We start from the raw sequence: 14006 nt of genomic DNA on the forward strand, positions 1-14006 counted from the left end.
AAACTATGAGAAGAAAAATAGTCGCAGGAAATTGGAAAATGAATAAGAGTGTAATTGATGCTCAACAATTAATGTATCAATTGCTTGAATATAAAAAAAATAATCCTACTCAATGTGAGGTATGGATTGCTCCTCCATCTTTATACTTAATGATGGCTAAAGATCTTTTTGAGAAAAATGAAATTGGAGTTTTTGCACAAGATATGAGCGAACATGAAAGCGGAGCATATACTGGAGAGATTTCTGCGGAGATGTTGGAATCAATTGATGTAGATGGCTCATTGATTGGCCATTCTGAAAGAAGACAATACCATGGTGAAACAGATTCTCACTGTAACAGAAAAATCAAATTAGCGCTGGATAAAGGCTTAACTCCTATTTACTGCAATGGTGAAACGCTTGAACAAAGAAAATCCGGACAGCATTTTGAAGTCGTAAAGAATCAAACAGAAGTTGCCCTTTTCACTCTTACTGCGGAAGAAATAAAAAAAGTAGTCATTGCATACGAACCGGTTTGGGCTATCGGAACTGGCGAGACTGCAACTCCTGAACAAGCTCAAGAGATTCACGCACATATCAGAAATATCCTTGCTGAAAAATATGGAAAAGAGGTTGCTGATGAAGTTTCTATTCTTTATGGAGGCTCTGTAAAACCAGATAATGCAAAAGAAATTTTTTCTCAACCCGATATTGATGGTGGACTTATTGGAGGTGCTGCCCTAAAACTAGAAGATTTTTCTAAAATTATAGAAGCTTTTAATTAAAATTTACACGAAATACAATCAAAACCGGCGGAATCAATGATTCCGCCGGTTTCTTATTTAAAATCTAACTGTTACACACTAATTATTTCAATTATTTGTGATTCATTTTATAATGCTAAAATAAATATTGAGTATAAACTTATCATTAATTTAATAATAAATAAATCTTAAATAATTATTCCTGGTATTTAAAATGTATCCCTTCTCCACTATATTCGATTCTTTGAAATAAAAAACGCATCAGTTTTTTGATGCGTTTCTCATACCTCTTGTAAGAAGAATTTATTATTTTTTGTCTAGTGATCTCTGTAAGACCTCATCTACCATTCCGTAGCTTTTTGCCTCTTCAGAAGTCATCCAATAATCTCTATCAGAGGATTTTTCAACCCATTCATAGTCTTGCCCTGAGTGATGAGAAATAATATCATAAAGCTCTTGCTTTAATTTCAACATTTCTCTTAAATTAATCTCCATATCAGAAGCAACACCTTGCGCACCTCCACTTGGTTGGTGGATCATTACTCTCGAGTGCTTAAGGGCAGAACGTTTACCTTTTTCACCTGCCACTAACAATACAGCCCCCATTGAAGCCGCCATTCCTGTACAGATGGTTGCAACATCAGGCTTAATAATTTGCATAGTGTCATAAATTCCTAATCCCGCATACACACTCCCCCCAGGAGAGTTGATATAAATTTGGATGTCTTTAGAAGGATCTGCACTTTCTAAAAATAAAAGCTGTGCAGTTACAATATTAGCTACCTGATCATCGATTCCTGTCCCTAAGAAAATAATTCTGTCCATCATGAGACGAGAAAAAACGTCCATTTGAGCCACATTTAATCTTCTCTCTTCCATAATATAGGGTGTAAGATTCGTTGGGCCATACATTCCCATATATTGATCGGTTACTAAACCATTGTTTCCTAAATGCTTTACAGAGAAATCTCTGAATTCTTTTTTAATGTCCATATGTGATTATCTTTTCTAGTTTATTCCCTAATATCGTTCCAAACAAATGTAAGGACATTATGGCAGAAACAGAAATTTAATCTGCAAATTAATCGATCACTAGGAACCATTAGATCTTTTATATTGGTTTAGATTTTATCTGTCTTTTTTATCATTACTTTCAAAGCATCCAATCTTCGGAAAGTCCAAAAGCAGGCTAAAGCTTATGATTTATCTAACGCACTCTCATTATTTTAGAATCTTTTATTTATTTTTTAGTTTCCGAATAAGTTTTAGAAGTATTTTCCGATTTTTCGCTTCGTGATAAAATTTGGGTAATTTTTCCAACAATGTAAAATGAGTACGGTCTTTATGTTCTCTTAAATTCGCTGTGATATATCTTTCAAGATAACCCAGATGGTCATAATTATATGCAAAAATCTCATCATCTTTGAAAGGTATCTTTAACCACAATTCTGCCTGAAAATAAACATGTGCAGCCCATTGCCAATTTCCGGTGACTCCATACAAGGAAACAATAGTAGAAATTTCTTTATTATATCCGCAATTATCACAAAATAAGCGCACCTTTTTTTCAGTATCATTTACTTTCGCAAAAGCTTTCTCGGAACATTTTGGACAAACCACAATAACGTCACTTTGAAAATCAAGTGCCGTTTTATTTTCGTCTCGAAAACGTATAGAGGATCCCATCAGCATTATTTATATATTAATATTAGGTTAGTTTTTATGAGTTTCTGACTTCTCTTGAAATTTCTTAGTATAAAAATAAATCTGATTGATCAATGGAGGAATATGTCGGTTCATATACATTTTTTCTGAGTTCTTTTCAATTTCAGATACATTTGTGGTAAGATCCGATTTATATAATACTAATGATTGTAAAATCCAATGAAAACTCTGGATCATATCTTCATATTCCGTATGATCATTGACTATTTTTTTTAGAAAAAATTTGAACCTTTCTTCTTTCTCTGAACCAGCTCTTATTAATTTTTGTATTCTCTGAACTTTATTTACATCCTCCTGAATATTTATGGTCTTTTTAATTTCAGAAAGATAATCTTTAGTCGCGAAAAGACTATCTATAGCTTCTCTATTTTGACAGAGAATCATAGGAGAGCAAGAAAGCAAAATAGTAATGTAAAGAAGTTTCTTGATCATAATACCATTTATTTGGTTTCATAAACTGTTTTTGACAATACACAGAAAAAGCCATTAATCATACCAATCTCCTTTTTCTATATCATAACCCGCTTTCTTAAAATAATCTATAATTGTTTCCGCGAGATATTCGTTATGCTTTTCAGAAGAAAGATATAGGAAAAATAAATCTCTCGTTATTATTTTTTTATTCCCATTTTCATCAATAGTTATTACTTTAACTTCATTTGGCTCAGTTTCAAAAATAATATTAATATCTTTTATTATTCTTTTTATTTTGCTTAGAACAACTTCCTGTTTTTCTGTGTAATAAGTATTATCATTTTCATTTTTACGTTTTACAACAACACTTAATAATTGAAGAGGAGTTTGAGCCAAATATTCTGCAGTCTGTTCAAAAGTAATTGAATCTACCTGTATCACATTTACCGTAAGAATACTATCCTTAATAGCAAATCTATGGACGAGTTCAAATTTCTCTCCTGGAAAATATTCCAGATTATTTTTTTGATACCTTACTTCCTTCTGTATTTCATCATTTAGAATTTTTATAATTTCTTGTTCCTGAGAAAAACAAAAATGGGCTAGCAAACAAAACACGAGTAAAATAAATCTCATGGTTAGAATATTTTTTTTTAAACAATCAAACACTTAATCATATGATGTGATGATGTTTACTTCACCTTATTCCAAAGAATCATATAATCCAGATTACCATCGTTTATATATCCTCTTATAAGGGAAGGAGTCAAACCTTTTTCAGTCTTAGATGCTATAAGTTGATCCAACTTTTCTAATCCGGTATGAAAAGTGATTCCCCACTCTCGACCGGATGAATAATACATCCATAATCCGGAATAAAAATTTTCTCCCTTATCATTTATAATAGATAAATCTAAAGGATAGTAATTAATATCCATACAAGTTTTCAAAAGTTCTTTAAACATTTTTTCATCTTGAAAAGCGCTTATTCCATATTCGTTTTTAGCCCCTACATTTTGAGTATTGATTGAATATTTAAATGTTCCATCTTCATCTTCATAGGTAGACAGGCTATATGGCAAATTATTTTGGAGAGATTCTTCTTTTTTTAAGTAATCTTCCAGTGATGTCAGTAAATTCTCATCTTGTCTAATCCAATATTGTACATTAGCCCGATATACATCATCACTCTTCCAAACTCCTGCAAACCTAAGTTTACGATCAGGATTTAAGTATCCTACAATATTTGTAGGAATCATATTATCTTTAACAAATTGAGTTTGAAAAGTGCCCATATCTTCCGGTTTTATATTGTGCCTAGCCTCCCATCTCGTAAATTTTTTAGGCTGTATATACCAAAGACATGCGAAACGATTTTCCCCCTTATGATTAACTACGCTAATACTCTGAGGATAATGAGTTTTTGAAAGTTGATTAAACAGGCTTTGATATTCTCTTTCTGTAAGATTATATTTTAAAATCCATTCTTGACCATTTATCTTAAAATTGCCTAAAAAAGTTCCAATCAAAATGCAGAAAAAGATCAATTTTCTAAATTTTTTCCCATTCGATTCCATTCTAAATGATTTTAAATTGTAGTCTATTACCTGATTTAGTTTTTCTAAAAAAACAAATACAAATGCTTTAAACTCTATAATCTTTAAATCTTTAAATCTTTAAATCTTTATTTAATAGAAAAGATTCCTAAATGAAGAGTTTTCATGGTTTTAGTTTTTGTCCTGTATATTTCAACAAAAATACTATGCATTGCGTTATTTAAATCCAACAATTAAAGTGAATTTTTCTATAATATTTAGTCAAATTACGAAAATAAATTTACAAATAACGAAATAAACAAATAAAATATTTAACCAATCAGAAAGAATCTATCTTTCGAATATTGGAAATTTCAATAAAAAAATTTTTATTACAAAGCAGTAAGAAGATGTAAAAATATACTACTTAAATTTTAGTAATGGGAGACCAGCCCAATTTATCGATAATTTGTACAGAAAGTTGATTGAGTATCATAATTCTTTTTATGGAATCATAGTATTTTTCTTCATCCCCTTCACGATAACTTTCAAGCCCAACAGTCAATTGCTTGATCATAAAATGAATATAATAATATTTATGAATCAGGATATTAGCTTCTACTTCTTCCGCAATGTGATCACCAATCGCTGGAGGAAAAATATTCCTTGTAGACCAATTACTTAAATCATCAGGAATAATCAATGCATCCGCCACTTTCAATGTAATATCTTCATCCATTAGAGTAATAAAGAAGTTTCCCGCTCGAAGTTCGTCATTTTCAATCCCCTCTTTAATATTTTTAATAATCTTTTTATTAGTTTCTATCTGAAAATCATATTGTTCCTCTTCAAAATGATGGAGAATCTCTTCAATAACCGTGACTTCATATTTCTCATGCTTTTCATTCTTTCTTTCAAGAACAATATCTCCAAACATCAACATGGTATCGATCAATTTATTTTCCTGATGAAGAATATTAAATTCGATTGCATCAATATCATGCTCTTGTTTTGGAACAATCTCCAATTTTACAGGCTTATTAGTATCCTTTAGTTGCTGGGTATTTTGATGATGAGTTATTTGTTTTTGAACATCTAATTCATTAAACAAACTTTGCTCGGAAAGTCCGAATTTTGTGGAAACCTCCTTTAAATACACCTCTCTTTTGAGTGCATTTTGTACAAAAGAAATTGATTTTACAATATTGCGGATTGCATCTGCTTTTTTGATCGGATCATTTCCCGCTTCTTTTAAAAGAATTTCTGCTTTAAAATCAATAAAATCAGTTGCTTCATTTTCGATAAACTTATCAACATATTCTTGTGGATGTTTTCTGGCAAAGGAATCAGGATCATCACCTTCCGGAAAAAGTAATACCCGAATATTCATGCCTTCCGTTAACAACATATCGATACTTCGGAAGCTCGCTTTAATTCCAGCATTATCTCCATCAAACAAAATCGTAACGTTTTCCGTAAGTCTTTTAATGAGCTTAATTTGCTCAGTCGTCAAAGAAGTTCCGGAGCTTGCCACTACATTTTCAATTCCGGACATATGGAGAGAAATCACATCCATATATCCTTCCACTAAAAGACATACATTCTTTCTTGAAATAGCTTGTTTACTTTGATTCAGGCCATAGAGAACATTTGATTTATGATAAATTTCAGTTTCAGGTGAATTGAGATATTTTGCTGTCTTTACATTATTTTTTAAAATCCTAGCCCCAAAACCTAAAACCCTTCCTGAAAAGCTATGAATTGGGAAAATAACTCTTTCACGAAAACGGTCAACACCTGCAGGCGTATTTTCCGGAAAAATAGAAAGTCCTGATCTTTCCAAAATATCTTTAGAGTATCCTTTTTCTAAAGCATACATTGTGAAAGCATTTTTCTTTTCCGGGGAATATCCTAACTGAAACTTTTTAATAATATCATCTCGTAGTTCACGCTCCTTAAAATAAGATAAACCAATACTCTTACCTTCCTCAGAATCCCAAAGTATTTCCTGAAAATAGTTATTGGCAACTTCATGAATTTTATATAGTAAATCTCTTTCTGTTTGAGCTTGTTTGGCTTCTTCAGAAAATTCTTGTTGATCTTCCTCTATTTCAATCCCATATTTTTTTGCAGCATGACGAAGAGCCTCAGGATAAGTAAAGTTTTCAATCTCCATAAGAAAGGAAATCGCCGTCCCTCCTTTTCCCGTGGAGAAATCTTTCCAAATCTGTTTACTGGGAGATATGACAAAACTTGGGGTTTTTTCATCATGGAAAGGACTGAGACCTTTAAAGTTAGACCCTGCTCTTTTCAACTGAACGTATTCTCCTACTATCTCTTCTACTCTAATTGTTGAGAAAATCTTGTCTATGGTCTGTTTGGAAATCATGGTGTAAAAATACACAAATTCCAAATTTCCTATCCTATTCTTGAACATAGAATGTATATAATCGAAGTATTTTTATTATTATTTTTGCATCAAATTACTTGTATGCAGTTTAATATAAAAAGTATCGAAGATTGGCAGGAAATAGTGAATCAAATTATACCCTCGTTGCAATATAATATTCTTCTCTTGAAAGGAAATCTCGGGGCCGGAAAAACAACATTCACTCAATTCTTAATGAAAAGTTTAGGAAGCAATGATGAAGTCAACTCTCCGACCTACTCTATTGTTAATGAATACAATACGCCTAAAGGAAAAGTCTATCATTTTGATCTTTATCGCTTAAAAAATATAGAAGAAGTTTTTCAAATTGGCATTGAAGAATATTTGGATAATTCTTTCCTATGTATTATTGAATGGCCGGAAGTATATGAAGACGAGCTTTATGGTCTTAATTATCATACAATGAATATTATTAATTCGATTGAAAGTCGAGAAGTTTTATTCGATTAAATATTACGTATCTTTGTTTAATGAATTCTATTGTAAAATAATTATCTGTAAGAAATAACCCATGAGTACTACAAATATTTTTACTCCTTTTACTGAAGAGGAACTGATACCAAAAGCAGAAAAACTTGATGTTATCAAAAAAGGAAGACAATTCAGTATAGGAATTCCGAAAGAAACTTGTCTTAACGAAAGAAGAACTTGCATTACACCTGATGCGGTACAGGTTTTGGTGGAACATGGTCATGAAATTATTGTAGAATCAGGAGCCGGTAAAGGTTCTTTTTTTTCAGATTTACAATATTCTGAATCAGGAGCAAGAATCACACATGACCCAAAAGAAGCTTTTGGACAAGATTTTGTTCTCAAGGTTAATCCACCTACGGAAGAAGAGATAGAATTCCTGAAACCCAATACTTATTTGCTTTCTGCATTACAAATTAACTTAAGGGATAAAGAATACTTTTTAAAGCTAGCTGAAAAAAAGGTGAATGCTATTGCCTTTGAATTCATTGTTGATGAATATAAACAACTTGCACTGGTAAGACTTATTGGCGAAATTGCAGGTACAGTTTCTATTCTGTATGCGTCTGAATTATTAGCACTATCAAATGGACTTATGTTGGGAGGAATTACAGGAGTAAGACCAACAGAAGTAATCATCCTTGGCGCAGGTATCGTAGGAGAATTTGCAACCAAAGCAGCCATTGGTCTGGGAGCAAGTGTAAAAGTTTTTGATAATTCACTCTCAAAACTAAGAAGACTTCATACGCTTGTGGACAGTAGAGTTCCCACTTCTATTATTGATCCTAAAGAGCTCAGTAAATCATTAAGGCGTGCAGATGTAGTTATTGGAGCTTTACCAAGATTAAACATGACTCCTATTGTAACGGAAGACATGGTCAAAAAAATGAAAAAAGGCAGTGTGATTATTGACATTGCAATCGATAATGGTAAAGTAATTGAAACATCAGAACTTACTACAATGGAAGACCCTTATATTATCAAACACGATGTGATACATTGCGGACTTCCCAATCTAACTTCAAAAATGCCCAGAACAACAACAAAAGCCATTTCAAACTTTTTCCTTTCTTATATCTTAAATTATGATGAAGAAGGAGGTTTTGAAAATATGCTCATCCGAAAAAATGAAATGAAGCAAAGTTTATATATGTACAAAGGTAGACATACTAAAAAAATAATTTGTGATCGTTTCGGACTTACCTATCATGATATCAATCTATTAATTTTCTAAATGAAAAAGCTGAAATTCTACCTGATTGGTCTTATCCCCGGACTTGTCATTGTATTTTTTATTTTAAACAAAAAAGGAGCAAGCTGTAGTGGCTACTTACCTAACAGTAGGGTAATTGCAGAAACACTTTCTAAGGATTTTGAGTATTCGGAAAACTTTAAAACAAAAATGGCTACTTATCATATCAATGAAACTTTTCTTAAAGACAGTATTATTACCAACGGAAAAGTCGATTTTGAAAAAAGTCATGCTCAGAAGCAACCCTGCCCTGATTATGTACTCATATATCCTGAAAAAAATCCAACTTTCGAAATCACTTTTGAAAAATGTGAAGAAAAAGTAGTACTCAATAATCTCCAAAAATTAAAATAGCTATGTATGGAAGGTAATTACTACATGATTCATGATTACCTGATATTTATTGCTGTTTTCTGTATTTTCTTTTTCCTGACAGTATGTATCTATCTTTTCAATCAAAATAAAAAAATTAAGCAAAGAAATACAAAACTCTTAGAAACAAATAAAATTATTGAACAACAATTAAATGAGGTTCAACTAGAACAAATTGGCACAAAACTTAATCCTCACTTATTCAAAAACATTTTAAATTCTGTTCAGTCTCATGCGTATCAGACTTATATGTCTTTGGATAAATTAGCCAATGTATTGGATTATATTTTATACGAAAGCAATAATAAATTTGTAAGTCCTAAAGAAGAAATAAACTTTGCACTAAGCCTTATTGAAATTAATAAAATAAAAATAAACCCTCTTTTTGATTTTAGGATTAAATTTAAAGTCAATAAATCAGATATTCTTTATGAAGAAAAAATTTTTGCTCCATTAATTTCTGTTGATCTTATAGAAAATGCATTTAAACATACTGATTTCTTTGCTCAGGATTCATTTATTTCTATTTTAATAGAACTTGAGAATAGAATTTTCACTATGAAAGTCAGCAATAAAGCCTCTATACAGAATATGTTAGAAAAGGAAAAAAGCGGATTTGGAAGTCAATCTCTAGATCAAAGATTAAAAATGATTTACGATAACTTGTATCAGCTCAAAAAAAATTCCCAAAACGGTATATTTACAGCAGAGTTAAAAATTAATTTAGGTGAGTTTTATGATAAAATGCGTTATTCTAGATGATGAACTTTTAGCCATCAGTTATCTAAAACTCCTATGTGAAGACATTGAGAATGTAGAAGTTGTAAAAGCATTCAATGATCCTACCCAGTTTTTAAAAGAGATTGAAACGATTGATTGTGATATTTGTATTCTGGATATTGAAATGCCGGGAATAAATGGCCTTCAGGTTGCTGCATTAATTCCAAATTCAAAAAAAATAATATTTACGACGGCTTATAAAGAATACGCTGCAGAAGCATTTGATCTGAATGTGGTTGATTACGTAAGAAAGCCCATAAAAAAAGACAGATTAGTCCAAGCTTTTGAAAAAGCCAAAGAACTCATCCAAGCTACCTCTAAAAAAGATTTCATTGAATGGAATACCAATATTGGTAAAACCATAATATTCACGGAACAAATTATCTATATAAAAACATCTGAAATTGATAGTCGAGACAAAGACATTCTATTAAAGGATGGATCCCTTATTGTTCTAAAAAATCTTAATTTTAAAAATCTTCTTGAAATGCTTCCTTCTAAAGATTTTACACAAATCAATAAAAAAGAGATCATTGCCCTATCTACCATTACAATATTTACGAGCAACGAAATCGTAACTAAGATTTCTATCGATGGAGAACATTCTCTTAAGCTTCAAGTCGGAGAAACATATAAGCTTTCACTAATGGAAAAACTGGGAAAATAAACCACCTTAATAGTTTTACATTTCTGATTTATAAAAAATAAATACTAAAATATTAAATATGGCTCTCAATATATCTATTAAAATAAATAGACGAGTTTTTATTACATTTTTTTAAGCATTTATTACATTTTAAAAATAATCCTATTTAACATCAATATATTCTTCCCAACTTTGTATAAAATAATGGAATTATGAATATGGGGAAATATAGAAATATCATTTTTTATACAATAACAATTACTTTTTTCTCTTGTCTGATGTATTTTTTTATTATAGAAGGACAGACATTAGAAATCAAAGAAAATATAGTTACTAAAATCAACAATGGTTCTAGCTGGGAAAACTTTCAGGAATCTTTTAAAACCAACCTACATCATCCTTTAGCTTTATTATTAGCACAGATTGTTACTATTATTCTGACGGCAAGATTTTTTGGATGGATTTGCATCAAGCTTAAACAACCTTCAGTTATTGGGGAAATGATTGCCGGGATTATATTAGGTCCGTCACTTTTAGGGATATATTTTCCTGAGTTTTCAGCATTTCTTTTTCCTAAAGAATCGCTCGGCAACCTACAATTTTTAAGCCAAATAGGTCTTATTTTATTTATGTATATTGTAGGAATGGAGCTGGATTTGAGTGTTTTAAGGAAAAAAGCACATGATGCTGTTGTTATCAGCCATGCCAGTATTATTATTCCTTTTGCACTCGGAATAGGGCTCTCTTATTTTATCTATCAGGAATTTGCACCCGATGGCATTCAATTTACATCTTTTGCCCTATTTATTGCTATATCCATGAGTATTACAGCTTTCCCGGTATTGGCAAGGATTGTTCAGGAAAGGAATTTACAGAAAACAAAACTAGGAACGATTGTCATTACTTGTGCCGCAGCAGACGATATTACTGCATGGTGTATTCTTGCCGCTGTGATCGCTATCGTAAAAGCGGGTTCATTTGCAAGCTCTATTTATGTTATTCTTATGGCTATTGCCTATGTATTTTTGATGATTAAAATCATAAGACCCTTTCTAAAAAGGATTGCTGATCTTCAAGCAGGAAAAAGTACAATCAATAAACCGATGGTGGCCATATTTTTTCTTACCTTGATACTCTCGGCTTATGCTACAGAAGTCATTGGTATTCATGCCTTATTTGGAGCATTTATGGCAGGTGCTATTATGCCTGAGAACACCAAGTTCAGGACCTTGTTTATCGATAAAGTAGAGGATGTTGCCCTTGTCCTTTTACTCCCTTTGTTCTTTGTATTTACAGGACTTCGTACACAAATTGGCTTACTCAATGATGGTCACTTATGGATTACAGCCGGGTTTATCATTTTAACGGCAGTGATCGGAAAGTTTGCAGGGAGTGCACTTACTGCTAAATTCCTTGGCATTAATTGGAAAGATAGTCTCACTATAGGTGCATTAATGAATACCAGAGGTTTAATGGAGCTTATCGTCCTGAATATTGGTTATGATTTAGGTGTATTAAGTCCGGAAATTTTTGCGATGCTAGTGATTATGGCATTGTTTACCACATTCATGACAGGACCTACTTTAGACTTTATCAATTATATTTTCAAATCTAAAAAAGAAACAGATTCGTCAATACACGATGAAAATGATCCTAAATATAGAGTTCTTCTTTCATTTGACAATCCTGAAGCAGGAAGTACTCTATTGAAATTGGCACATGATTTCACTAATAAAATGAACGGGAATAAAAGTATTACCGCTATGAATATTGCTCCTGTGGAAGAAATGCATGCCTATGACATCAATGAATATGAACAGGAACAATTTAAAAATGTTATTGAAACGTCTCATGAACTTAAACTAAAGGTCACTACTCTATTTAAGGCATCTACCGATATAGAAAATGATCTTACTCATATTTCCAATAAAGGGAATTATGATCTTCTGCTTATCATGCTGGGAAAATCTATGTATGAAGGTAGTCTTTTAGGGCGATTATTAGGGTTTACTACAAAAATTATTAATCCTGAAAAGCTTTTAAATACTGTGAAAGGGAAAAGCTATATTTTCAATAACTCTCCTTTTGACGATTTTACGTTACAAATTTTAGATAAAACCCATATTCCTGTAGGAGTTTTAGTCGAAAAAAACTTCAAATCTGCAGATAGAGTATTTCTTCCCATTTTTAATTTAAGTGATTTTTACTTACTCGAATACGCTAAAAGATTAATTAATAACAACAATTCTCAAATAGTTATTTTGGATGTAGCAGGACAGATTCGTAGTAATATAGAAGTCAAGGAATTGATCCGAAGTATTGAACAAGTAGCGCCCAATCACATCACATTGTATAGTGAGAAAAGTATTGAAAAAGAGTTTTTAAATTCGCATGATCTTATGATTATAAGCAGCAAAAGTTGGAAAGGACTTATCGATACCAAAAGTCTTTGGTTATCTGAAACCCCTTCAACATTAATTATTTCCAATCCGTAAATGTATTTTAATCTAAAATTACATTAAAAGATCATAAAAATTAATCTCTATTTTTCTACTTTAAAAAAAATGTATATCTTCGCTATATGATTATCAACAGTATAACATATTACTACAGAATTTTTATCTCAATATAGGATAGGATTCTTGTGTATATATATACAACCTCGTCCTTGGGCGGGGTTTTTTATTTAAAAAACATTAAAATGAAAATTAGCATTATAGGGATAGGATTGATCGGAGGATCTATTGCTTTAAAATTAAAAGAAAAAGGTATTGCCAGTTTTATTTATGGTATCGACAATAATAACACCCATCTTGATGAAGCGTTAAACTTAAAAATCATTGATGCCAAAGTAGATTTGGAATATGGAATTATCAATTCGGATTTAATTATTATGGCAATTCCTGTAGATTCTACCCGAAATTTATTATCCACAGTTTTAGATCTTATATCTGAAAATCAAACGGTAATGGATGCAGGTTCTACCAAATCCGGCATCATACATGCGGTAAAAGATCATCCGAAACGATCAAGATTCGTCGCTTTTCATCCCATGTGGGGTACTGAAAACAGTGGCCCCACATCTGCCATTTCAAATAGTTTTTCCGGAAAAGCGGGCGTAATATGCAATAAAGAAGAATCAGCAGAGGATGCTTTACACTTAGCGGAAAAAATTATTGAAAGTCTAGACATGCACCTCATCTATATGAATGCGGATGATCATGATATTCATACAGCTTATATTTCTCATATCTCACACATTACTTCCTACGCATTAGCCAATACAGTATTGGAAAAAGAGCGCGAGGAAGATACCATCTTTCAATTGGCCAGTTCGGGGTTTTCAAGTACTGTGCGTCTTGCAAAATCACACCCCGAAATGTGGGTTCCTATTTTTAAGCAAAATAAAGAAAATGTTCTTGATGTATTAAATGAGCATATCAGTCAATTGAGAAAGTTTAAGTCTGCTTTAGAAAAAGAAAACTATGAGTATCTTGAAGAATTAATCCTCAATGCAAATAAAATAAGAGGAATTCTCGACAAATAAAATTGCAGATATTCTATAAAAGTAACAAGAGACTGTTTCTTAAATAAAACAGTCTCTTTATATATTTTTTAT

General features: G+C 31.6%; 14 protein-coding genes. 8 read left to right on the forward strand and 6 right to left on the reverse strand.

The annotated features are described in order from the left end of the window. Window positions 1-5: 5 nt before the first annotated feature. On the forward strand, window positions 6-764 hold the full coding sequence (gene tpiA, locus CHRY9293_RS00905; protein WP_162031181.1) for a triose-phosphate isomerase: 759 nt from the start codon (window positions 6-8) through the stop codon (window positions 762-764). A 285-nt stretch (window positions 765-1049) separates the two neighbouring features. Here tpiA and clpP read toward each other — a convergent pair whose 3' ends face one another. From clpP to dnaG, 6 genes are all read right to left on the reverse strand, one after another. Continuing rightward, window positions 1050-1736 carry an ATP-dependent Clp endopeptidase proteolytic subunit ClpP gene (clpP, locus tag CHRY9293_RS00910; protein ID WP_122636919.1) on the reverse strand — a complete coding sequence of 229 codons (687 nt, stop codon included), beginning with the start codon at window positions 1734-1736 and terminating at the stop codon, window positions 1050-1052. 243 nt (window positions 1737-1979) lie between these two features. After that, window positions 1980-2429 carry a hypothetical protein gene (locus CHRY9293_RS00915; protein ID WP_162031182.1) on the reverse strand — a complete coding sequence of 150 codons (450 nt, stop codon included), beginning with the start codon at window positions 2427-2429 and terminating at the stop codon, window positions 1980-1982. 27 nt (window positions 2430-2456) lie between these two features. Continuing rightward, complete coding sequence (locus CHRY9293_RS00920) at window positions 2457-2900, reverse strand: hypothetical protein (protein WP_162031183.1); 444 nt, start codon at window positions 2898-2900, stop codon at window positions 2457-2459. Window positions 2901-2954: 54 nt separating this feature from the next. After that, window positions 2955-3518 carry a hypothetical protein gene (locus CHRY9293_RS00925; protein ID WP_162031184.1) on the reverse strand — a complete coding sequence of 188 codons (564 nt, stop codon included), beginning with the start codon at window positions 3516-3518 and terminating at the stop codon, window positions 2955-2957. A 56-nt stretch (window positions 3519-3574) separates the two neighbouring features. After that, complete coding sequence (locus CHRY9293_RS00930; protein WP_162031185.1) at window positions 3575-4459, reverse strand: hypothetical protein; 885 nt, start codon at window positions 4457-4459, stop codon at window positions 3575-3577. A gap of 385 nt (window positions 4460-4844) precedes the next feature. Beyond that, window positions 4845-6806 carry a DNA primase gene (dnaG, locus tag CHRY9293_RS00935; RefSeq protein WP_162031243.1) on the reverse strand — a complete coding sequence of 654 codons (1962 nt, stop codon included), beginning with the start codon at window positions 6804-6806 and terminating at the stop codon, window positions 4845-4847. 102 nt (window positions 6807-6908) lie between these two features. Between dnaG and tsaE the strand changes: the two genes are divergently transcribed. The 7 genes from tsaE to CHRY9293_RS00970 all read left to right on the forward strand — a co-directional run bounded on the left by tsaE (window position 6909) and on the right by CHRY9293_RS00970 (window position 13934). After that, entirely contained in the window at window positions 6909-7316 is a 408-nt protein-coding gene (gene tsaE / locus CHRY9293_RS00940; protein ID WP_162031186.1) for a tRNA (adenosine(37)-N6)-threonylcarbamoyltransferase complex ATPase subunit type 1 TsaE, read from the forward strand. Between the two features lie 61 nt (window positions 7317-7377). Continuing rightward, window positions 7378-8571, forward strand: a complete 1194-nt coding sequence (locus CHRY9293_RS00945; RefSeq protein ID WP_122547833.1) for an alanine dehydrogenase — start codon at window positions 7378-7380, stop codon at window positions 8569-8571. Further along, window positions 8572-8943: a hypothetical protein gene (locus CHRY9293_RS00950; RefSeq protein WP_162031187.1), complete on the forward strand. Its 372-nt coding sequence runs from the start codon at window positions 8572-8574 to the stop codon at window positions 8941-8943. Between the two features lie 6 nt (window positions 8944-8949). After that, on the forward strand, window positions 8950-9723 hold the full coding sequence (locus CHRY9293_RS00955) for a histidine kinase (RefSeq protein WP_162031188.1): 774 nt from the start codon (window positions 8950-8952) through the stop codon (window positions 9721-9723). Further along, on the forward strand, window positions 9698-10408 hold the full coding sequence (locus CHRY9293_RS00960; protein ID WP_185153184.1) for a LytR/AlgR family response regulator transcription factor: 711 nt from the start codon (window positions 9698-9700) through the stop codon (window positions 10406-10408). Before CHRY9293_RS00955 ends, CHRY9293_RS00960 begins: the two co-directional genes overlap by 26 nt. 197 nt (window positions 10409-10605) lie before the next feature. Next, the gene (locus CHRY9293_RS00965; protein WP_162031244.1) at window positions 10606-12882 is read left to right on the forward strand and encodes a cation:proton antiporter; all 2277 of its coding nucleotides are present in this window, start codon (window positions 10606-10608) and stop codon (window positions 12880-12882) included. 206 nt (window positions 12883-13088) lie between these two features. Further along, a complete protein-coding gene (locus CHRY9293_RS00970; RefSeq protein WP_162031190.1) occupies window positions 13089-13934 on the forward strand; it encodes a prephenate dehydrogenase in 846 nt (281 codons plus the stop codon). Window positions 13935-14006: the final 72 nt, after the last annotated feature.

It is taken from the genome of Chryseobacterium potabilaquae (genome assembly GCF_902728265.1).
GTDB lineage: Bacteria > Bacteroidota > Bacteroidia > Flavobacteriales > Weeksellaceae > Chryseobacterium > Chryseobacterium potabilaquae.

Excerpts from the sequence above, each read along its gene's own strand:
- tpiA (WP_162031181.1), top strand. The coding sequence starts at position 6 with ATGAGAAGAAAAATAGTCGCAGGAAATTGGAAAATGAATAAGAGTGTA.
- clpP (WP_122636919.1), bottom strand. The coding sequence starts at position 1,736 with ATGGACATTAAAAAAGAATTCAGAGATTTCTCTGTAAAGCATTTAGGA.
- CHRY9293_RS00915 (WP_162031182.1), bottom strand. The coding sequence starts at position 2,429 with ATGGGATCCTCTATACGTTTTCGAGACGAAAATAAAACGGCACTTGAT.
- CHRY9293_RS00920 (WP_162031183.1), bottom strand. The coding sequence starts at position 2,900 with ATGATCAAGAAACTTCTTTACATTACTATTTTGCTTTCTTGCTCTCCT.
- CHRY9293_RS00925 (WP_162031184.1), bottom strand. The coding sequence starts at position 3,518 with ATGAGATTTATTTTACTCGTGTTTTGTTTGCTAGCCCATTTTTGTTTT.
- CHRY9293_RS00930 (WP_162031185.1), bottom strand. The coding sequence starts at position 4,459 with ATGGAATCGAATGGGAAAAAATTTAGAAAATTGATCTTTTTCTGCATT.
- dnaG (WP_162031243.1), bottom strand. The coding sequence starts at position 6,806 with ATGATTTCCAAACAGACCATAGACAAGATTTTCTCAACAATTAGAGTA.
- tsaE (WP_162031186.1), top strand. The coding sequence starts at position 6,909 with ATGCAGTTTAATATAAAAAGTATCGAAGATTGGCAGGAAATAGTGAAT.
- CHRY9293_RS00945 (WP_122547833.1), top strand. The coding sequence starts at position 7,378 with ATGAGTACTACAAATATTTTTACTCCTTTTACTGAAGAGGAACTGATA.
- CHRY9293_RS00950 (WP_162031187.1), top strand. The coding sequence starts at position 8,572 with ATGAAAAAGCTGAAATTCTACCTGATTGGTCTTATCCCCGGACTTGTC.
- CHRY9293_RS00955 (WP_162031188.1), top strand. The coding sequence starts at position 8,950 with ATGGAAGGTAATTACTACATGATTCATGATTACCTGATATTTATTGCT.
- CHRY9293_RS00960 (WP_185153184.1), top strand. The coding sequence starts at position 9,698 with ATGATAAAATGCGTTATTCTAGATGATGAACTTTTAGCCATCAGTTAT.
- CHRY9293_RS00965 (WP_162031244.1), top strand. The coding sequence starts at position 10,606 with ATGGGGAAATATAGAAATATCATTTTTTATACAATAACAATTACTTTT.
- CHRY9293_RS00970 (WP_162031190.1), top strand. The coding sequence starts at position 13,089 with ATGAAAATTAGCATTATAGGGATAGGATTGATCGGAGGATCTATTGCT.